We start from the raw sequence: 20,062 nt of genomic DNA, 5'->3' as shown, positions 1-20,062 counted from the left end.
ACTTACGTTCATCGTGTTTCCTTTATCTCCATCGGGGCCCTCCAGTCCATACGGCGCTAAACGGACGCTTACGCTTTTCTATAAGGAGTTGCAAATGAAAAAGACGGCTGCAATTTTACTGATTTTAATAGGGTGCGGATTTCTCTTGTTTCCGGTGTCCAGCAGAATGTACAGTGAATATATGCAGGAAAAACTTCTTAAGGAATGGGAGCCTTCAGGCCAAGCTTCGGCAGCTGCTGGGAGTTCCGCTGCTGAACATTATCGTGGCCTTGATGAAGTTTTTTCAGCGGGACAAGATTTTGGCGTAGTTTCTTCAGCAGGCTCGGATGATGAATCAGAAGAACAAGAAACCGGGAAAAAGAGTGAGCCGCAACAGGAAGGCCAAAATGGAACCACGGTTCAATCCTTAAATAAAACATTGCCAACCCAAAATACTTCCTCCGGGAAAAAGAAACAGCAAGCATCTTCTCAGGTTATGGCTGTTTTGCAAATCAAAAAAATCGGTTTAAAAATACCAGTCCTTGAGGGAGCTACCATGAAGAACATGAAAAAAGGGGCAGGCCTCATAACAGGGACAGCACTGCCAGGCCAACCGGGAAATAGCGCGATTGCGGCACACCGAAGCCGCGGGTACGGGCATATGTTCAACAGGCTGAATGAAATGGTGAAAGGCGATACGATTGTCATTAAAGACAAAAACAAGACGTATACCTACAAGGTATATAAAATAAAGGTTGTTAAGCCGACAGATACTTCGGTTCTAAATGCAATCCCGCAAAAGCGGATTCTTACCCTCGTTACTTGCACCCCCATTAAAACAGCTACCCACAGGCTGATCGTCCAGGCGGAATTAATAGAAAGCAAGTAATGCCACCCTTTTTCAACAAGGTGGCATTTTTCTGTTTTTCACCTACTTTTCGGTTGTTGGGTTACAATTCCTGACAAATTCTTGAACTTTTTAAAAAACATGTAGAAAATTTTGTAAGTTTGAACTATACTACTACTATATTAATAGTAAAAACTTTTCAACGACAACGGCAAACCTATTGAAAAATAGGGACGCAAAGCCATAGGGCCTCAGTCTTTTCCATGAAAAGAGTGGCAGCCTGGCTACCGAAAGGAGAGTTATTTTTTTGCGTAAAATTTTTGTGTGCCTTTGTTTTATAGTACTTTTAATCCCCGCATATTCAATTTCCGCTCCGTCTGAAAAGGCTACAGCCAATGCGGTGGCACAGCCGGTTGATACAAGCTTGATTGCAAGTGGGGTAATCGGAGTCAAGTATAGCAGCCAGGTAGGGAAAAGGGTAAAGGTTGCGATTGAGAAATCCGGGAACGTCTATTATTATGACCTTCCAAACGATGGTACTATCAATTATCTTCCCCTTCAAATGAAAAATGGCAGCTACAATGTCAGTGTCTACGAGCAGATTAAAGGAACCAGCTACCTTCCTGTCCATCAAACTGCCGTACAGCTGTCGCTCGAGGATCTCAACCAGGTTTACCTGCAATCCGTCCAAAACGTTCACTGGAATAAATCAATGAAGCCGATTAAAAAGGCAGCTGAGTTGACTTCGAAACTTAAGAGAAACGAAGATAAGGTAAAAGCCATTCATAGCTATATTGTAAAAAATGTAAAATATGATTCTCAAAAACTTAAAACGGTCCAGCCCGGATACATTCCAAGTATCGAAGCTACATTCGAGGAGAATAAAGGAATCTGCTATGATTATTCCTCCTTATTTGCCGCCATGCTTAGAAGCCAAGGCATTCCCGCAAAAGTTGCAATGGGATATACGCCTGGGGTCAAGGGATACCATGCCTGGAATGAAGTCTATATAAAGGAATTGAATAAATGGGTGGTTATCGATACAACGGTCGATGCCAGCTCAAAAAAAGCGTCGCCCATTTATAAAAAGAATTCCCTGTATAGTAAGGAAAAAGAATATTGAGCAAAATTGCCCGCCTAAATGTGCGATGAAAAGCAGTTCAGGCGGGCTTTTGTGTCCATAATTTGTCAATCAACCCCTAATTCCTTTTGAATAAAGGGTTGGAAGGAATGAATCAATTTATATAGAATAAAATGGAATGTATATTGGAGGAAGGTGGATAGGGGCAAGCGCACTTTTCGACATTTTTTTGAAAAAAGCTAAAGTATGGGAAAAAATGTTGCGTACGTTGACAAACCTCACTGACAGCCGAATTTGCGACATGTAAAGTGTAGGGGCGGACACATTCGTATTTGTTGCCGGGATGCGAAAAAAAGCATCCATTATAGCATGTTTGCCTTGTATCCAAGCGATATTTTCCCAAGTATTCTTTCAAAATAGGAGGGAATGGATTGAATTTTTTAGGGAAGGAAGGGGGAGCCTCTTTTTGCCAATGGGCTTGTCGACACAGAAATCTAACAATGCTATAATGAATTCGGTTACAAATTTCATTAGTTTGAAAATTTTACAACATTGGAGGGATGGGCATGGAATACTTGAATTTATATCAGAATAACTATCTGATAGTTTTTGTGTTTCTATGTCTGGGGGTTTTACTGCCGGTAGTGGCATTGTTTCTGGGTAAGCTTCTGCGTCCGTATAAGCCAAGCGATGCGAAGTATACAACATATGAAAGCGGTATTGAACCGTTTCACGATTCCCGTGTACAATTCAATGTCCGCTATTATATTTTTGCCCTGATGTTTGTTATTTTCGATGTCGAAACGGTGTTTTTATACCCGTGGGCTGTAGCTTATCAAAAGCTCGGGATATTTGCATTGATCGAAATGCTTATTTTCGTATTGATGCTTGTGCTCGGGCTTGTTTATGCATGGAAAAAGAAGGTGTTAAAATGGATTTAAAATTGGATGGTATCTCACCTCAGGAAATGGAAGAAATGAGAAGGAATGTGTTTTTGACAACGCTTGAGCAGGTTAAGGCATGGGCGAGGAGCAACTCCCTTTATCCGATGACTTTCGGGCTTGCCTGCTGCGCGATTGAAATGATGGGCAGCGGTTCCTCACATTACGACCTGGACAGGTTTGGATCGTTTTTCCGTACCTCGCCAAGGCAATCCGACTGCATGATTGTTTCGGGAACGGTTACAAAGAAAATGGCGCCAATTGTCCGCCGGCTCTACGACCAGATGCCAGAGCCTAAATGGGTGATTGCTATGGGTTCATGTGCTACTGCGGGAGGGCCGTATATAAAATCCTATTCGGTTGTAAAAGGCGTAGACCAAATTGTCCCGGTTGATGTCTATATCCCGGGCTGCCCGCCGAATCCAGCAGCGTTGATCTATGGAATCAACAAACTTCGAGAAAAGATTCGCTACGAGGCGAAGACGGGGAAGAAGGTGATCTAACCGATGAGCGGGGAGAAAGATCTGGAGCAATTAAAGAAAGAAGCGGTTGAAAAAGCAAAGGCAGCCGCGGCAGCAAAAAGGGCAGCAAGGGCAGCTCAAGCCGAGGGAAAATCCGCGCAAACCGATAAACCGGCTGATGCAGGCTCCGAGTCTGGCGTCACTCAAAATTCCATAAAAGAAAATGCGGTTGGGGAAGCTACTGAAAAGGGAAATCCCGAATCAACACCCCAACAATCAGCGGAAGATAGCACTGATATGAAAGCGGTTGCGAATCCGGCTGAATCCACCTCTTCGGATGAAAAAGCGAAAGCTGCGGCTGCCGCGAAGGCAAAGGCCGCAGCAGCAGCGAAAGCAAAAGCAGCCGCACTCGCGAAGAAATCAGGAGAGGGCGCACCTGAAGCAGGCGGGGACGATGAAAAAGCGAAAGCAGCAGCCGCCGCGAAGGCAAAGGCAGCGGCAGCAGCAAAAGCGAAGGCAGCTGCGCTAGCGAAGAAATCAGGAGAAGGCGCACCTGAAGCAGGCGGGGACGATGAGAAAGCGAAAGCAATCGCCGCCGCACAGGCAAAGGCAGCCGCAGCCGCGAAAGCGACGGCAGCCGCGCTTGAAAAGCAATCGGGAGAAGGCGCACCTGAAGCAGGCGGGGACGATGAAAAAGCGAAAGCAGCAGCCGCCGCGAAGGCAAAGGCAGCGGCAGCAGCAAAAGCGAAGGCAGCTGCGCTAGCGAAGAAAGCAGGAGACGGCGCACCTGAAGCAGGCGGGGACGATGAGAAAGCGAAAGCAATCGCCGCCGCAAAGGCAAAGGCAGCCGCAGCCGCGAAAGCGAAGGCAGCCGCGCTTGAAAAGCAATCGGGAGAAGGCGCACCTGAAGCAGGCGGGGACGATGAGAAAGCGAAAGCAATCGCCGCCGCAAAGGCAAAGGCAGCCGCAGCCGCGAAAGCTAAGGCAGCCGCGCTTGCTAAGCAATCGGGAGAAGGCGCAGCTGAAGCAGGCGGGGACGATGAAAAAGCGAAAGCAGCAGCCGCCGCGAAGGCAAAGGCAGCGGCAGCAGCAAAAGCGAAGGCAGCGGCGCTAGCGAAGCAATCCGGAGAAGGCGCACCTGAAGCAGGCGGGGACGATGAGAAAGCGAAAGCCATCGCAGCCGCCAAAGCAAAAGCAGCCGCAGCAGCCAAAGCAAGAGCCGCCGCTTCAGCCAAGGACGGTGGGGAAGCAGAAACGGAAGCACCGGCAGCTCCATCACCGAATCAGCCTTATCTTAATAAATATGTAAAAGTCATTGAGGAGCATCTTGGGAAAGACGTCCTTGAAGATTACTATATTAATAAACTTTCAAAAGATGTACCGACGCTGGTCGCCAAACCTGAAACCTACTATAAAGTGGCCCAGTTCCTCAAATTTAATGAACAACTTGGGTTTGATTATTTATCCGAGCTGCATGCAAGCGATTTTGAAACCCATTTGGAACTATATGTGCATTTATTCTCATATAAAAACAGGCAATCTGTAGCCCTGAAAGTAAAGATTGACCGTAACGCGCCAACAATTGAATCCCTGCAGCCGCTTTGGGCTGGAGCAGATTGGCCTGAATGCGAGGCTTATGATTTACTTGGCATTACATTCACAGGGCATCCGCATTTACATCGAATCCTGCTGGGAGAGGATTGGGTTGGCCATCCACTTAGAAAAGACTACGAGCAATACGACGTGGAGGTATAACCAATGATACGTACAGAAGAAATGCTGCTAAACGTAGGACCGCAGCACCCGAGTACCCATGGGGTGTTCCGCCTTGTCGTCAAGATTGATGGGGAGACCATTACGCACGCCCAGCCGGTAATTGGCTATCTGCACCGAGGTACCGAAAAAATCGCTGAAAATCTTCAATACACACAAATCATCCCTTATACGGACCGGATGGATTATATCTCATCGATGACGAACAATTATGTCATCTGCCATGCCGTCGAAACGATGATGGGCATCCAGGTTCCGGAACGCGCCGAATACCTGCGGGTTATCGCGATGGAATTGAACCGGGTCGCAAGCCACCTTGTCTGGTGGGGAACTTATTTATTGGATATGGGGGCAGTCAGCCCGTTCCTTTATGCCTTCCGGGAAAGGGAAATGATTATCAACATGCTGAATGAGCTGTCAGGTGCGAGGCTGACCTTCAACTACATGCGCGTTGGCGGGGTAAAATGGGACGCGCCGGAGGGCTGGATCGAAAAGGTCCAGGATTTTATCCCTTATATGAGGGAGCAGCTTAAAGGCTATCACCAGCTTGTCACCGGGAATGAAATCTTCATGAACCGGGTTAAAGGAGTTGGCCGCTATACAAAGGAAGAGGCTATCCAGTATTCGCTGACAGGGCCAAACCTTAGGTGTACCGGCGTTAAATTCGACCTGAGAAAAGACGAGCCATACTCCATCTATGACAGGTTCAAATTTGACGTAATCACAGAGGAAGGCGGGGATTGCTGGTCCCGTTACCATGTAAGGATTCGTGAAATCGAGGAATCACTTAAAATTTTGGAGCAGGCATGCGAACAATTTCCTGAAGGCGGGGAAATCCTTGCCAAAGTCCCGAAAATCATCAAGGCGCCAAAAGGAGAAGCGTATGTGCGGATCGAATCGCCGCGCGGTGAAATTGGCTGCTACATTGCAAGTGATGGGAAAAAAGAGCCTTACCGCTTGAAATTCAGGAGGCCGTCATTCTATAATCTTCAGATTCTCTCGAAGCTGCTTGTTGGGGAGAACCTGGCGAACATGATTGCCATTCTGGGAGCAATTGATATTGTCCTAGGGGAGGTGGACGGTTAATGGTAGAGGAACTACTTACTTCATCCCCCGGGCTTGTTAACTTTGGGATATTCTTCCTGCTTGCAACCGTTTTGCTATTGGTAGTGCTTGCATTCGTAACATATGGCATTCTAGCCGAGCGCAAGGTAATGGGCTACATGCAGCTGCGCCACGGGCCGAACCATGTTGGAGGCCGCTGGGGTCTCCTTCAGACTGTAGCCGATGTATTGAAGCTGCTTCTTAAAGAGGATGTTATACCTAAAATGGCGGATAGGCCGCTCTTCATCCTGGCGCCTGTTATTGCGTTTGCACCGTCTTTCATGGTATTGGCCGTCCTTCCGTTCACGGACAAATTCCAGTTTGCGGATATTGGCGTCGGCCTTCTATATTATATAGCCATCTCTGGCATAACAACGGTTGGAATTGTGACCGGCGGCTGGGCCTCCAACAACAAATACGCGCTTTTGGGCGGTATGAGGGCGGCTGCCCAGATGATTTCCTATGAGATTCCGCTTGTCATGTCTGTCCTAGGCATCATTCTTTTGACAGGAAGCCTGAACTTGAACGATATCGTTGATGCGCAGCGGAATGGCTGGTATATCCTTCTTCAACCAATTGGTTTCATTGTATTTTTAATCGCATCCGTAGCGGAATTGAACAGGACGCCATTTGACCTTCCTGAAGGCGAATCCGAGATTGTCGCGGGTTACCATATCGAATATTCCGGCTTCCGTTGGGCGTTCTTCATGCTAGCGGAATACGTTTATCTTTTCGCTATGGGCGCTTTGACAACAGTGCTTTTCCTTGGGGGCTGGCTTCCGCCGCTGTCAATCCTGGACTTCATCCCAGGAGCTGTTTGGTTCTCGCTGAAATTCAGCGTAGTCATCTTTATCCTGATCTGGTTCCGCGTAACATACCCTCGTTTCCGGGCGGATAAACTGATGGAATTCGGATGGAAGGTATTGCTGCCGGTAGCACTGGCAAACGTCTTCCTCACAGCATTGATCAAAGAACTATTTGAACTGTTTTAAAAATAGACGGGGATTGGAACGACTAGCATTCCCGGCAGGAAAAACAGATTTCTTTTATCACGCACCAAAGGGGTGAAAAACATGCTTGGATTGGCAAAAGGCTTAAAGTATACCCTTAAAAACCTGACCAAGGAAAAAATCACATACGAATATCCAAAGAAACCGCTTCCTCTTCCGGACCGGTTTCGGGGAATCCAGAAGTTCTATCCTGAAAAGTGCATTGTCTGCAACCAGTGCGCCAACATATGTCCGACAGAGTGCATTCAGTTGACAGGCAAAAAACATCCGGACCCAACAAAGAAGGGGAAAGTTATTGATACGTATGACATCAACTTTGAAATTTGCATCCTTTGCGATTTATGTACCGAGGTTTGTCCGACAGAAGCAATCGTCATGACGAATAATTTCGAGCTTGCCGAGTATAGCCGGGACTACCTCTTTAAAAACCTTGAGTGGCTGGATGAAAATGACGAGAATGTTCGGAAGGTGAATAAGGCATGATTTCAGGTGAATTTTTGGCTTTTATGTCACTTGCGCTAGTGGCAGTCATCGGGGGCGTGCTCTTATTGAACCTGACAAAGGTCATCCACATTATTGTCGCTCTCGTATTTACTTTTATCAGTATCGCGGGGATATTTGTCCTGCTGTCCGCGGAATTTTTGGCGGCGGCCCAGATTCTCATTTACTCCGGGGCAATTACAATTATTATGCTTTTTGGAATCATGCTTACAAAGCACGATGATGAAAGTGAGTCTAGCACGGGGAAATGGAGAAAGTTCCTCCTGCTGCTTGGCGTCGCCGGATTTGCAGCGGCGTTTTATCTGGGAATATACAATCTCGACCTTGGCCCTGGCTCAACTGAGCTCCATGTGAACAATACTGAGCAGATTGGGATCGCGCTTTACTCCAGGTTCATTATCCCGTTTGAATTAGTTTCGGTTGTTCTGCTTGTTGCGCTTGTAGGCGCAATCATTCTTGCGAAAAAAGACGATAAGGAGGCGGAATAATATGAACTCGGGAGTTCCTGCTTCTGCCTTCCTCGCGCTTGCCCTGATTTTGTTCTGTATCGGCCTTTACGGAGCCCTGACAAAGCGGAACACAGTAATCGTTCTAATATCCATCGAACTGATGCTGAATGCGGTTAACATCAACCTCGTTACATTCAGCAAGTATGGAATCACCCCTTCCATTGACGGGCAGATTTTCACACTGTTCGTGATGGCAGTGGCAGCCGCCGAGGTCTCGGTAGGCCTGGCAATCCTGATTTCCCTCTACAGGAACAGGAAGACAGTAAACATAGATGAAATGGATATTATGAAAAACTAACTGTGATTCATTCCGGATTAGTGGGCTGCCGGCACCATGAGCAGGCTGCCCGGAATTCTTCCACCGCGGGACCTGCACCTGCGGAAACCCTGTGCAGCAGGGTGAAATCAGGCGCGCAGCCAGAAATACTTCTGCATCAGAACGCGCGTTCATAAAGGGGATAGTGTATTGATGGAAAATGCATGGATCATACCGCTTTTCCCGCTTTTATCGTTTTTGATTCTTCTTCTATTTGGTAAACGGCTCAAAGAGGCAAGCGCCTTTGTCGGAATCGCGCTGACACTCGCTTCGCTGGCAATGTCAGTGGCGGTGCTTATAGACCGGTTCTCGGCGCCAACATACAAGTCCGAGGCCGTGTGGCTTACAATAGGAGATTTTCAATTAACAGCGGGCTTTGAAGTGAACCAACTTAATGCATTAATGCTGTTTATCGTGTCGCTTGTTAGCTGTCTCGTACATATCTATTCCAAGGGATACATGCACGGTGACGAGCGCATTCCGGTTTTTTACGCGTATCTTGGGTTATTTACATTTGCGATGCTAGGCCTTGTCGTATCGCCAAATCTCCTGCAAACCTATATTTTCTGGGAACTCGTCGGAGTTGGTTCCTTCCTATTGATTGGGTTTTATTTTTACAAGGAAGAAGCGAAGGCGGCGGCCAAAAAAGCTTTTATCATGACCAGGATTGGGGATGTCGGGCTGTTGATCGGCATGATTCTATTATTCTGGCAAACGAAAAGCTTTGAATATGATGAAATTTTTGCCGCGGTTGATGCAGGAGCCATCACCGCTGGAATGCTTACCCTGATTGCCATCCTGATTTTCATTGGCGCCATGGGCAAATCAGGCCAGTTCCCGCTCCACACATGGCTTCCGGATGCGATGGAAGGCCCGACTCCAGTTTCGGCGTTGATTCACGCCGCCACGATGGTAGCGGCCGGTGTCTACCTGGTGGCAGCCTTGTTCCCGCTTTTTGCCGCCAGTAAAACGGCGTTGCTGACGGTGGCGATTATCGGAGCCTTTACCGCGATATTTGCTGCGAGCATCGGCCTAGTTCAGAAAGACATCAAACGCGTCCTGGCTTATTCAACGGTCAGCCAGCTCGGCTACATGATGCTTGCGCTTGGTTCTGCTGGCTATGTTGCCGGTGTGTTTCATCTGATGACACACGCATTCTTCAAGGCACTTTTGTTCCTAGCGGCTGGAAGTGTCATTCATGCGGTCCATACACAAAATATTGAGGAAATGGGCGGTTTGTGGAAAAAGTTGAAACTGACTGGCCCGCTATTCCTGATTGGGACACTCGCCATCAGCGGTGTGCCATTGTTCTCAGGATTTTTCAGTAAAGATGAAATTTTGATTGCCGCTTGGGAAAACGGCCATCCCGTATTATTCCTGCTCGCGCTGGTTGCGGCATTCTTTACCGCGTTTTACATGTTCCGGCTTTTCTTTATGGTCTTCTGGGGTGAATCCCGTTCGAACGTTAAGAATGTCCATGAATCACCAGCCAGTATGACAATGCCGATGATGGTGCTTGGTGTGCTTGCAGTCGTGGCCGGCTATGTCAACACGCCATGGTTCGGATCCTTCCTTGGTGACTGGCTCGTTGATGGGAATCCGGCTTTGGGCCACGGCCATATTGAAGGCCCTGCCTGGATCATGATTGCGGCAACAGTTGTTTCATTGGCTGGAATTTACCTTGCCTGGCTGATGTACGGGAAGCGTTCGCTGTCCCGCGACTGGCTCAGCTCGTCGGCGCCTGGGGCTTACAACGTCCTTTACAACAAATATTTCATTGATGAGTTTTATGGTCTCACCATTATCAATCCGACAAAAGTGATTAGCCATTTCTTCCGCTATATCGATGTATTCCTCGTTGAAGGAATTGCTTCTGCTGTTGCCGGCACAATTCGTGCATTTGCCAAAACGGGTTCTAAGCTTCAATCCGGGCAAATCCAAACATATGCGGCGGTCGCCTTTATCGGACTAGCCGTATTGACAGTCATCTTTGCGCTGACAGGGGGGTATTTGTAGTGAACCTTTCTTCTATACTGACTATTTTGGTCTTCTCCCCGCTGCTCGGCATTATCGTCCTGGCATTTTTGCCAAAAACAAATGAAAAAGCGATAAAACTAGTTGGATTCCTTGCAACTCTGCCGGCACTGCTCCTATCGCTGGCGGCCTATGCGCATTATCTTGCCGGTAAGGATTTGGCCGATTTTTCAACAAGGGTCGATTGGATTCAGTTCGGCGGTTTCAAGCAAATGGGAGAGAAGTACTTTTCCATTTATTACGAATTAGGGATTAATGGGTTCTCCCTCCTGATGATTGTCCTGACGGCTGTTGTCGCTTCATTGGCTGCAATCGCATCAGGCATGATCAAAAAGGAGTGGAAAGGGTATTTTATGCTCTTCCTTCTTCTTGAAGTAGGGATGCTTGGCGTTTTTACCGCGCAAAACCTTGTCCTGTTCTTCCTATTCTTCGAATTAACGCTCATTCCGATGTTTTTCCTGATTGGAAAATGGGGTTATTTTGAAAAAGAAAAAGCGGCTTACAGCTTTTTGATTTACAACGGGCTTGGCTCGGCTGTCCTGTTAATTGTCATCATGGTCCTGTTCACGAGGACAGGGACATCAAATATCGAACTGCTTGAGCAGCTTATGGCAAATCCGGATGCGCAATTGATGGCTCCGATTTCCGATGGGGCGAAAATGGGGCTTTTAATTGCCTTATTGGTGGCATTTGGAATAAAGCTTCCAATATTCCCTTTGCACAGCTGGATGCTCCGTGTCCACGTCCAGGCGCCTCCCGCGATTGTCATGATTCACTCGGGGATTCTTTTGAAAATTGGCGCATTCGGTTTAATCCGTTTCGGGATGGGCATTTTTCCGGAGCAGTTCAAACAGCTTGCCGTCCTGCTGGCTATCCTTGGCGTAGTGAATCTCTTGTATGGGGCATTCCTTGCTTTTATCCAGACGGATTTTAAAATGGTTTTGGCGTATTCGTCGATTTCTCACATGGGGATTGTCCTGATAGGCCTTGCAGCGTTGAACGAAGCCGGGATTCAGGGGGCAATCTTCCAGGTAATCTCGCACGGCCTCATTTCCGCATTGCTGTTCTTCCTTGTCGGTGTGTTTTATGAGCGTATGGATACGTCGCTCATCGCCAATTTGGGAGGACTGGCAAAAGGCATGCCGGTTGCTTCCGGTATCCTGCTCGCTGGTGGGATGGCATCACTTGGCCTTCCGGGCATGTCCGGATTTGTCAGCGAATTCATGGCATTCCTTGGCTTATTCAAGGAAATGCCAGTCCTTGCAGCCATTGGATGTATAGGAATCATCATGACAGCCGCCTATCTCCTCAGGGCAATCCTCGGGATCACGTATGGAATGCCGCAGCGTGAATTTACGGGAGTCCTGGATTTAAAAGGGGTTGAATATGTGCCGGCATTGACATTGCTGTTCCTGATTGTCCTGATTGGCGTATACCCAAGTGTGCTCAGCTCACCGCTGGAATCTGCACTTAAAACTATCATGCTTGGGCTGGGGGGTTGATGAACTATGGAACTCAAAGAATTGCTATCATACAACTGGGGCATAATGGCGCCTGAGTTCATCATACTCGGTACAGCCGCGCTTATAACCATTCTCGATCTGTTTTTGCCAAAAAGCAGCGACAGGAAAATGTTCGGCTGGGTGTCACTTGCTGCCATTGTTGCGGCCGGGATTTCCCTGGTCGGCATGCTTGATGCGCCAGTTACGTCCATTCTCGAAGATACGTACCGGCTTGATGGCTTCGGGAAGGTATTTAAACTGATCCTTCTTGGAGGATCCGCTCTTGTCATGCTGTTGGCAATCCATTATGAGCCAAAGGATGGATTTGCTGAATACAAAGGCGAATTTTTCTATCTGTTTTTGACAGCCCTTCTCGGCGGGATGATCATGTCGTCAAGCGGCGATTTGATCACGCTGTTTGTCGGACTGGAGTTGCTGTCCATTTCTTCCTATGTTCTAGCGGGTATACGAAGGAATCAGCTGAATTCGAATGAATCCGCTATGAAGTACGTCATTAATGGCAGTATTTCCACTGCAATCACTTTGTTTGGGATGAGCTATGTGTACGGAATCGGTGGCTCGACGAACCTTAAGGAAATTGCGAACACGCTTGCAAACATCACGTCCAGCCAGCAGGTCTATCTTCTGGGTATCGCATTTTTCATGATTCTTGTCGGACTTTCCTTTAAGATTGCGGCGGCTCCGTTCCATATGTGGGCTCCGGATGTGTACCAGGGAGCACCGACTCCGGTAACGGCTTTCCTGAGCGTCGTTTCCAAAGCAGCTGGATTCATCGTTGTAATCAGAATCATGCTTACGGTTTTTGGCATGACGATAACAGAGGGTCCAGGATCAATGCCGTTATTGCTGAAACTGCAGGATTATATCGCATTCCTTGCTGCAGCAACGATGATTATCGGAAACGTCGTTGCACTCAGGCAGAGGAACATCAAGCGTCTGTTTGCTTATTCAAGCATCGCGCATGCGGGATATATCCTTGTCGCGTTTACATCGCTTAGCTACTTTATGTTTGATGCCGTGTGGTTCTACCTTATGGCGTACACGTTCATGAATATCGGGGCGTTTGCCATCATCCAGCTGATGAGTGAAAAGGCAGGGTCGGAGGATATCAAGGATTTCGCTGGCCTATACAAGAAAGCGCCATTGCTTTCAGCTGCTTTTGGGATCTTGATCCTATCATTGGCAGGTTTTCCGGGTACCGCAGGATTTATTGGCAAAATGAACATTTTCCTAAGTGCGTTCATTGATGAGAATAACCCGCATTATGTTCTTGCATCAATTATGATTGCCACCACGGTCATATCGTATGTTTACTACTTCGGTATTTTGACACAAATCTTCTTCCGTCCAGCGGCGGATGATACTAAATTCAAGATTCCTGCGGGCATCCTAGCGGCTCTCGCCATTACAGTGGCAGCCAGCGTCCTGTTTGGAATTATGCCGAATCTTGCTTTGGACTTCCTGCATAACAACTTTGGCGGTTTCGGGGAATTTTTGAAGTAGGGATTTTGTGGGCTATTGGTACCTTTCTGAAGGCTTTTAGGCTTATCAGAAGGCTGAGGCGTGGCTTCCTTTGGGGGAAGGAGTTCGCCGGAATTGAAAGCCATGCGGCTTCCTTTGAGGGGAGGAAGCTGCCTGGAAAAAGGGATATGCGGGAACCTTTGGGGGAAGGAAGCCGCATAATGAGCAAAGGGGACACATATAAGGGAAAAAAGCTAAGGGCTGCTCCTTCGAAAGGGGGGCCCTTTGTTTCGTTTTAAATCTCGCCTTCACAGAACAAAATCTTTTTTTATACGCAAAAAAAGCCGCACCCATGAATTTGGTTGCGGCTAGTTATCGTTACTTGCTCAGTCCACAAAACATTTATGAATGCGGCTGATCATTATTTCTCATTCAGTTCAATCTGTTTTTTCATAAAAGCAAGCAGATCCTCTTTGAGTTCAGGCATTTGCAGCGCAAATTCAAGTGTCGTTTCAATGAAGCCCAGTTTTTCCCCGACATCAAAACGTTTACCTTCAAATTCGTAGGCAAAGACCCTCTGTATTTCATTCAGGCTTTGGATGGCATCGGTTAGCTGGATTTCTCCACCTGCGCCAATTTCATGTTTATCCAGGAACATGAATATTTCCGGGGTCAGGATATAGCGTCCAATGATTGCTAGATTCGATGGAGCTGTCCCTGGCTTTGGTTTTTCTACGAACTGACGTACCTGGTATCGGCGGTTGTACTCTTCTAAAGGATCGATTACCCCATACCGATGGGTTTCCGTTTCAGGAACCCGTTGGACCCCGATTACGGAAGATAGGGTTTCATTGTATTGGTTAATCAGCTGCTTAAGGCAGGGCACCTCCGCCTGGACGATATCATCGCCAAGCAGGACTGCAAATGGCTCATTGCCAATGAAGTTGCGCGCGCACCATACCGCATGGCCAAGCCCTCGAGGCTCTTTTTGGCGTATGTAATGGATATCCACCATATTTGATGAGGCCTGGACTTTTTCAAGCAACTCGAATTTTTCCTTTTCAAGCAGGTTTTGCTCAAGTTCGAATGCATGGTCAAAATGGTCTTCAATGGACCTTTTGCCTTTGCCGGTAACGATAATGATATCCTCTATGCCGGATTCGATTGCTTCCTCAACGATATACTGGATTGTTGGTTTGTCGACAATCGGAAGCATTTCCTTTGGCATTGCTTTTGTCGCAGGCAAAAAGCGGGTTCCAAGCCCAGCGGCCGGGATAATCGCTTTTCTTACCTTCTTCATAAAAATCACCTTCATACCAAATTATTTTTTTGCATTTTCCCCTCTTTCAGGGAGGCGGGTGAAAAGATTGCTTTTCCCTCCGGCTATCCATACAATAGTATGGGAGAGGCTATAGATAGAAGCTTTTCTACTATCATATCATGAATGATTATTTCACACTAAATAATAACAGACAAGGGGAATCACCTAAATTTTTCCTTTTGTTTTGCAAGGATTTCTCTAAGTGCCTCATGCTCATCCAGCATGGCACATAAAGCATGCGAAGGGGGCGTTTTATTGATTTCTGATCTCGGAACGGGCGCATTGGTTGGGATTCTGGTACATCTTTTGTGCATCACATTGGCATGGTGGGCAATCCAGGCATTGAATTTTGAAAAACTATTAAGGGCAAACCGTGTACTGCAGGCCAGGGTTTTATACATATTGCTGGCAATTGCCATTGGTACCACTGTGAGCAATTTCTTCCTCGATTACCTTCTACTTTCCCGCCAGCTGCCGGCTATATTTGATTAACGGCCAGGCCGCTTCTACAGTTCTTTTTTTCTAAAATTTAAAAAACGGGCCGGAAAAGTGACTTTTCGTGGCCTTTTTGTATAAAGTGGACTTTTCATTGTGAAAGGGTTTTATAAAATTTGCTTTTTAGCCTGGTATATAGGACTTAATACATGTGTTCAAGCCGGCTAATTTTGAGTACAATCATTATTGTGCATTATTTTACAAATTTCGCGGTTTGTCTGCACATTGTCTAAAAGTGACGGGAATTCCCATGTATGCCCCACAACCCCTTGGTAAAAATGTTAATGAGGGGAAGGGGATCGGCACATGAAATCAAAGCTAGCTTTATCAATTTTTGCCATTATTGGTTTTGTACTGTTTGAACATGGGAATAGAACGATTGTAGCTGACAGTGCACCGGAACTAATTAAGCTTGCGGCTGTATTGGAAGCCGAAGATAGTTTGCTTAAGGAGTGGACGGTTTATTCACGGGAAATAATTGAGGACTCCGATTCACCCGGGAAATTGGAGGAGTATGCTGAGCGGCTTCAGGACAAGTTCCCAGGCTGGGAATGGTCTTTTTCGGCAACCGGCGGGAAATGGGAAGCGGCGGCTGAATCCCCTGCATCCGGTTACGGCAGGGAATATCTTCAAATTAGTTCGACCCGCACACCCCATAAGGCAAATGCGTATATAATATATAGAGTCGCGGGCGGAGAATGGAATGGAGAAAGTGCGGCCTTTTTTGCGAATGGTGTATTCAAGGATCGCATGGATGACATATTTCGAGGCGAACCGCCAATTTTCTCTTGTATCAGTGGCATTTTCGATGATAGAATGGAAAAGGCTTTATCCCTAAAAACAAATCGCATAATGAAACGATTAAATGCCGTTGAAACCGAGGCAATCAGGGAAAAAGATTTCATCTCAATTTCGGCGTTTTCGCCATTGTTTACCGACACTTTTGAAAATGGAATGAATGTACAAATTGCTGTTCGCTCGACAGGGGGAAAGTATGCGGCTGTAACAGTCGGAACCCCCATCATTACGATTGAATATTAATATAGTGAACTTGGACGCGGAGGGGAATACACTTGGAAAAAATCATCGTCCGCGGCGGAAATAGGCTGAATGGAACTGTCAGGGTTGAGGGTGCCAAAAATTCTGTACTGCCTGTACTCGCTGCAACATTGTTGGCCAGTGATGGAAAAAGCATTATACGTGATGTCCCGGCTCTCTCCGATGTATATACGATCAACGAAGTATTACGCCATTTAAACGCAGAAGTCGTGTTTGAAAATAATCAAGTTGTAGTAGATGCATCCAGAGAGTTGAAAGAGGAGGCACCATTCGAATATGTTCGGAAAATGCGTGCTTCAGTATTGGTAATGGGTTCGTTGTTGGCCCGCAATGGCAGGGCCCGCGTTGCATTGCCGGGCGGCTGCGCGATTGGTTCGCGCCCGATTGACCAGCACCTGAAAGGCTTTGAAGCGATGGGTGCGAAGGTAAAAGTCGGAAACGGATTTATTGAAGCGGAAGTTGATGGCCGCTTGAAAGGCGCGAGAGTCTACCTCGATTTCCCGAGTGTAGGAGCTACCGAAAATATCATGATGGCTGCAACGCTTGCTGAAGGCACCACGATCCTTGAAAACGTGGCGAAGGAACCAGAGATTGTCGACCTGGCCAATCTTTTGAATAAGATGGGCGCAAAAGTGGTCGGCGCAGGAACAGGCACGATCAGAATCGAAGGTGTGGATGTATTGTTCGGCGCGGATCATGCGATTATTCCGGACCGAATCGAGGCTGGGACATTCATGGTAGCCGCTGCAATCACTGGCGGAAATGTCCTTGTTCAGGGGGCTGTTCCTGAACATTTATCATCATTGATTGCGAAAATGGAGGAAATGGGGATTACCATTGTCGAGGAAGAGGACGGTGTCAGGGTAATTGGTACCGATCAGCTCAAGGCGGTCGACATTAAAACCATGCCGCATCCAGGCTTCCCGACCGACATGCAATCACAAATGATGGCGCTGCTTCTCCGTGCGGAGGGCACCTCAATGATCACCGAAACCGTTTTTGAAAACAGGTTTATGCATGTTGAAGAATTCCGTCGTATGAACGCTGATATAAAAATCGAAGGGCGATCCGTTATTATTCCGGGTAAATCGAACCTTCAAGGAGCGGAAGTCGCGGCAACAGACCTTCGCGCGGCAGCTGCTCTCATCCTTACTGGACTGGTAGCTGAAGGTGTTACCAGGGTAACGGAATTGAAGCACCTCGACCGCGGCTACGTAAATTTCCATCAAAAGCTTGCGGCGCTTGGAGCCGATGTAGAGCGCGTATCTGATCCAGTAGAAGTTTTCACGGAAGAGGAAACGCTTGTTACTGATTTGAATGCATAATTTGTTTTTTATTAATCGCCATTATATAGAGCCGATTACGAGGAAGCCGAAGGAAGGGCTGTCAGATGTCTGACAGATGCCTTGCTTCGGCTTTTCTTTTAACGTGGCGAAAAACCAAGACTCGGCTTGTATTAAAAGGTAAACAAACTCATGGCGTTGCACGGATACATAAGCCAATTTCCAGTCATAACTGCCTGTCCATTGCCATATGTTTTATTGAAGCGGAGCCGGCTATGCCGGCCGTTTACTTTTCAAATGGAGGCTCGTTCATGAAAAATATGAAATCGATCATCGCACTAGCATCTTTCCTGTTTGCGGTAACGCTTGTAATCCCGGCATTGCTTGTTCTTCCCTACAAGGACAAGGGGGTGGATGGGAGCATAGGTGAAAACCTGCAAAAAGCCCCAGTTGAGGAAAACGGACAAGAAGCCGATGCGGCAGCGGAAATCACAGTATACAGGACTGGGTTAAAAAAGGTAGAGAAGCTGCCTCTGAACAAGTACCTGGAAGGAGTCGTAGCCGCTGAAATGCCTGCTGAATTTGAAGAGGAAGCATTGAAGGCACAGGCGCTTGCGGCGCGGACGTACATTGTCAAACAACTGATGGCAGAGGAAAAAACCGGCCTTCCGGAAGGGGCGCAGGTAAGCGATACCGAAATCCATCAAGTTTATAAAAGCGATGCCGAGTTGAAAAGGATATGGGGCAGGGATTACAGCTGGAAAAAGAAGAAAATAGCTGAAGCGGTCCGTTCAACAGACGGACAAATCCTCACATATAATGGAAAGGCAATTACGGCAACATTTTTTTCAACCAGCAATGGCTTCACTGAGAACTCAGAAGAATACTGGGAAAATGCTTTTCCTTACTTGCGGAGCGTGGAAAGCCCTTGGGATCGGAAATCACCAAAGTTTAAAGACAGGGTAAGCATTCCCGTTCCCGAATTTGAAAGAAGGCTTGGCGTAAAGCTGGGCAATTCTAAAACAATCGGTAAAATAACAGGCCGTACAGCTGGCAACCGAATCAGCAAGGTGGATTTCAATGGCAAAGTGCTAAGCGGGAGGAAAATACGCGAGGAGCTCGAGCTTAGGTCTTCCGATTTTTCGTGGCAGCGGCGTGGAAATGAAATCATCATCACGACCCGCGGTTTTGGCCACGGGGTTGGAATGAGCCAATATGGAGCCAACGGCATGGCGGCCGAGGGAAAATCCTATCAGCAAATCGTCAAATACTACTATAAAGGAATTGAAATCAGCCCCGCCGATAGCCTGCTTGCTACTATTACGGCATCTGCGAGGAAATAATACAACGTTGTTAGGAAGCCGGCCTGTTTCTTGGGCCGGCTTTTCTGTTTTGTTGCTGGTTGTTCACCTTTTATCACCCTGAAATAATGCCGAATACCCGGATAATATTGCCGAACACCCGGATAATAATGCTGAATACCCGGATAATAATGCCGAATACCAGGATAATATTGCCGAACACCCGGGTAATAATGCCGAATACCTGGATAATAATGCCGAATACCCGGGTAATAATGCCGAACACCCGGATAAAGTTCTCCTAAGGAAACTCCATGCGTACTATAGTGCGCATGGAACTTAACATAAACAGCAATTTTCAATTGAACCTCGATGGAAGATATGCGGGGTAAATATAGATACAAGCAAAGTGCATTAAATTGCAAATTAAAAAGGATAGATGGTGAGATGGAATAACTCCGACCCTTGCCTCTATCCCGTGCTTCCTATTCAGCTATTGTTTTCTATGTTTAGTAATAACCGCCTCAGCGTTGCATGGACTCCTTCCATTTCAAAAGCAATCTCCCCAGTCTCTTAAACTTCCCTCTGAACAAAGCGCCATCCACAAAGTAGTAGACTACAGCAACCCCCAGGACGTCTTTAAAGAGGTCAAATAGCGATGCGGAGCGGTAGGGGTAGAACGACTGGTGGATTTCATCCGTGAGCCCGTAAAGGGCCGCAGCGGCCGCGAGGAGCATATTCACACTTCTCTTGAACTTTATTTTCCCAGAAAGTACGGCAAGGACGTACAATATGTAAAGAATCGCGAATTCAATCAGGTGGAGCGATTCCTTGATTGACCGGTCTAGGGACGAGTCGGGGAGCTCGACGAAGTGGTTGCTTGGCAGGCTGGACATGACCCAAATCATGGCCATATAGATGAAAGGGAGCAGCCTGGCCACCCATTTAAGAACAAATTTCATAAAAATCCTCCTTCATGATGCATAAAAGTTCGCCTAATGACAAAAAATATTCCAAAAATTTGTGTGGCAATGTATATAATTCTACCATTGTGTTCAGAATG

The 20,062-nt window shown here is 47.1% G+C and carries 20 protein-coding genes and 1 riboswitch; of the genes, 17 read left to right on the top strand and 3 right to left on the bottom strand.

Features of this window, described 5'->3' with window-relative positions; translation table 11 throughout:
- Positions 1-94: 94 nt before the first annotated feature.
- From RB160_RS11890 to nuoN, 13 genes are all read left to right on the top strand, one after another.
- Complete coding sequence (locus RB160_RS11890; protein ID WP_316570556.1) at positions 95-868, top strand: class D sortase; 774 nt, start codon at positions 95-97, stop codon at positions 866-868.
- Positions 869-1,026: 158 nt separating this feature from the next.
- Positions 1,027-1,118: riboswitch (cyclic di-GMP riboswitch) on the top strand.
- 15 nt (positions 1,119-1,133) lie between these two features.
- Positions 1,134-1,949 carry a transglutaminase-like domain-containing protein gene (locus RB160_RS11885; protein ID WP_316570555.1) on the top strand — a complete coding sequence of 272 codons (816 nt, stop codon included), beginning with the start codon at positions 1,134-1,136 and terminating at the stop codon, positions 1,947-1,949.
- Between the two features lie 524 nt (positions 1,950-2,473).
- Positions 2,474-2,848, top strand: a complete 375-nt coding sequence (locus RB160_RS11880) for an NADH-quinone oxidoreductase subunit A (protein WP_316570554.1) — start codon at positions 2,474-2,476, stop codon at positions 2,846-2,848.
- On the top strand, positions 2,839-3,351 hold the full coding sequence (locus RB160_RS11875) for a NuoB/complex I 20 kDa subunit family protein (protein ID WP_316570553.1): 513 nt from the start codon (positions 2,839-2,841) through the stop codon (positions 3,349-3,351). The genes RB160_RS11880 and RB160_RS11875 overlap by 10 nt, the downstream gene beginning before the upstream one ends.
- Positions 3,352-3,606: 255 nt before the next feature.
- On the top strand, positions 3,607-5,064 hold the full coding sequence (locus RB160_RS11870) for an NADH-quinone oxidoreductase subunit C (protein ID WP_483870177.1): 1,458 nt from the start codon (positions 3,607-3,609) through the stop codon (positions 5,062-5,064).
- 3 nt (positions 5,065-5,067) lie between these two features.
- Positions 5,068-6,168: an NADH-quinone oxidoreductase subunit D gene (locus RB160_RS11865; RefSeq protein WP_316570549.1), complete on the top strand. Its 1,101-nt coding sequence runs from the start codon at positions 5,068-5,070 to the stop codon at positions 6,166-6,168.
- A complete protein-coding gene (gene nuoH, locus RB160_RS11860) occupies positions 6,168-7,178 on the top strand; it encodes an NADH-quinone oxidoreductase subunit NuoH (RefSeq protein ID WP_316570548.1) in 1,011 nt (336 codons plus the stop codon). Before RB160_RS11865 ends, nuoH begins: the two co-directional genes overlap by 1 nt.
- Before the next feature lie 81 nt (positions 7,179-7,259).
- Positions 7,260-7,679 carry an NADH-quinone oxidoreductase subunit NuoI gene (gene nuoI, locus RB160_RS11855; RefSeq protein WP_316570546.1) on the top strand — a complete coding sequence of 140 codons (420 nt, stop codon included), beginning with the start codon at positions 7,260-7,262 and terminating at the stop codon, positions 7,677-7,679.
- On the top strand, positions 7,676-8,185 hold the full coding sequence (locus tag RB160_RS11850) for an NADH-quinone oxidoreductase subunit J (RefSeq protein ID WP_316570544.1): 510 nt from the start codon (positions 7,676-7,678) through the stop codon (positions 8,183-8,185). Before nuoI ends, RB160_RS11850 begins: the two co-directional genes overlap by 4 nt.
- Before the next feature lies 1 nt (position 8,186).
- On the top strand, positions 8,187-8,504 hold the full coding sequence (gene nuoK, locus RB160_RS11845) for an NADH-quinone oxidoreductase subunit NuoK (RefSeq protein WP_316570543.1): 318 nt from the start codon (positions 8,187-8,189) through the stop codon (positions 8,502-8,504).
- A gap of 168 nt (positions 8,505-8,672) precedes the next feature.
- Complete coding sequence (gene nuoL / locus RB160_RS11840) at positions 8,673-10,538, top strand: NADH-quinone oxidoreductase subunit L (RefSeq protein ID WP_316570542.1); 1,866 nt, start codon at positions 8,673-8,675, stop codon at positions 10,536-10,538.
- Positions 10,538-12,058, top strand: coding sequence for an NADH-quinone oxidoreductase subunit M (locus tag RB160_RS11835; protein ID WP_316570541.1), 1,521 nt, complete (start codon positions 10,538-10,540; stop codon positions 12,056-12,058). Before nuoL ends, RB160_RS11835 begins: the two co-directional genes overlap by 1 nt.
- Before the next feature lie 6 nt (positions 12,059-12,064).
- Positions 12,065-13,582 (top strand): NADH-quinone oxidoreductase subunit NuoN, encoded by a 1,518-nt coding sequence (gene nuoN, locus RB160_RS11830; RefSeq protein WP_316570540.1) that lies wholly within the window; start codon positions 12,065-12,067, stop codon positions 13,580-13,582.
- 379 nt (positions 13,583-13,961) lie between these two features.
- Here nuoN and galU read toward each other — a convergent pair whose 3' ends face one another.
- Positions 13,962-14,840: a UTP--glucose-1-phosphate uridylyltransferase GalU gene (galU, locus tag RB160_RS11825; RefSeq protein WP_316570539.1), complete on the bottom strand. Its 879-nt coding sequence runs from the start codon at positions 14,838-14,840 to the stop codon at positions 13,962-13,964.
- A 276-nt stretch (positions 14,841-15,116) separates the two neighbouring features.
- On the opposite strand from galU, the gene RB160_RS11820 reads away from it, so the two are divergent.
- The 4 genes from RB160_RS11820 (at position 15,117) to spoIID (ending at position 19,041) form a co-directional block, all read left to right on the top strand.
- On the top strand, positions 15,117-15,353 hold the full coding sequence (locus tag RB160_RS11820; RefSeq protein WP_396954711.1) for a DUF1146 family protein: 237 nt from the start codon (positions 15,117-15,119) through the stop codon (positions 15,351-15,353).
- Between the two features lie 309 nt (positions 15,354-15,662).
- On the top strand, positions 15,663-16,397 hold the full coding sequence (locus RB160_RS11815; protein ID WP_316570537.1) for a YwmB family TATA-box binding protein: 735 nt from the start codon (positions 15,663-15,665) through the stop codon (positions 16,395-16,397).
- 32 nt (positions 16,398-16,429) lie between these two features.
- Positions 16,430-17,740, top strand: a complete 1,311-nt coding sequence (murA, locus tag RB160_RS11810; protein WP_316570535.1) for a UDP-N-acetylglucosamine 1-carboxyvinyltransferase — start codon at positions 16,430-16,432, stop codon at positions 17,738-17,740.
- A 269-nt stretch (positions 17,741-18,009) separates the two neighbouring features.
- Positions 18,010-19,041, top strand: a complete 1,032-nt coding sequence (spoIID, locus tag RB160_RS11805) for a stage II sporulation protein D (protein ID WP_316570534.1) — start codon at positions 18,010-18,012, stop codon at positions 19,039-19,041.
- A gap of 73 nt (positions 19,042-19,114) precedes the next feature.
- Here spoIID and RB160_RS11800 read toward each other — a convergent pair whose 3' ends face one another.
- Together RB160_RS11800 and RB160_RS11795 are read right to left on the bottom strand one after the other, a co-directional pair.
- Entirely contained in the window at positions 19,115-19,285 is a 171-nt protein-coding gene (locus RB160_RS11800) for a hypothetical protein (protein ID WP_316570532.1), read from the bottom strand.
- Positions 19,286-19,523: 238 nt separating this feature from the next.
- Complete coding sequence (locus RB160_RS11795; protein ID WP_316570531.1) at positions 19,524-19,961, bottom strand: VanZ family protein; 438 nt, start codon at positions 19,959-19,961, stop codon at positions 19,524-19,526.
- Positions 19,962-20,062: the final 101 nt, after the last annotated feature.

Origin of the sequence: Neobacillus sp. YIM B06451, from assembly GCF_032667185.1 — a bacterium.
Lineage (GTDB): Bacteria > Bacillota > Bacilli > Bacillales > Cytobacillaceae > Bacillus_D.
Note: the sequence above shows the minus strand (reverse complement) of the source record. Positions and strands in the feature narration are given on the sequence as shown.

Coding starts and splice junctions, on each gene's coding strand:
- RB160_RS11890 (WP_316570556.1), top strand. CDS start 95: ATGAAAAAGACGGCTGCAATTTTACTGATTTTAATAGGGTGCGGATTT.
- RB160_RS11880 (WP_316570554.1), top strand. CDS start 2,474: ATGGAATACTTGAATTTATATCAGAATAACTATCTGATAGTTTTTGTG.
- RB160_RS11875 (WP_316570553.1), top strand. CDS start 2,839: ATGGATTTAAAATTGGATGGTATCTCACCTCAGGAAATGGAAGAAATG.
- RB160_RS11870 (WP_483870177.1), top strand. CDS start 3,607: ATGAAAGCGGTTGCGAATCCGGCTGAATCCACCTCTTCGGATGAAAAA.
- RB160_RS11865 (WP_316570549.1), top strand. CDS start 5,068: ATGATACGTACAGAAGAAATGCTGCTAAACGTAGGACCGCAGCACCCG.
- nuoH (WP_316570548.1), top strand. CDS start 6,168: ATGGTAGAGGAACTACTTACTTCATCCCCCGGGCTTGTTAACTTTGGG.
- nuoI (WP_316570546.1), top strand. CDS start 7,260: ATGCTTGGATTGGCAAAAGGCTTAAAGTATACCCTTAAAAACCTGACC.
- RB160_RS11850 (WP_316570544.1), top strand. CDS start 7,676: ATGATTTCAGGTGAATTTTTGGCTTTTATGTCACTTGCGCTAGTGGCA.
- nuoK (WP_316570543.1), top strand. CDS start 8,187: ATGAACTCGGGAGTTCCTGCTTCTGCCTTCCTCGCGCTTGCCCTGATT.
- nuoN (WP_316570540.1), top strand. CDS start 12,065: ATGGAACTCAAAGAATTGCTATCATACAACTGGGGCATAATGGCGCCT.
- galU (WP_316570539.1), bottom strand. CDS start 14,840: ATGAAGAAGGTAAGAAAAGCGATTATCCCGGCCGCTGGGCTTGGAACC.
- RB160_RS11815 (WP_316570537.1), top strand. CDS start 15,663: ATGAAATCAAAGCTAGCTTTATCAATTTTTGCCATTATTGGTTTTGTA.
- spoIID (WP_316570534.1), top strand. CDS start 18,010: ATGAAAAATATGAAATCGATCATCGCACTAGCATCTTTCCTGTTTGCG.
- RB160_RS11795 (WP_316570531.1), bottom strand. CDS start 19,961: ATGAAATTTGTTCTTAAATGGGTGGCCAGGCTGCTCCCTTTCATCTAT.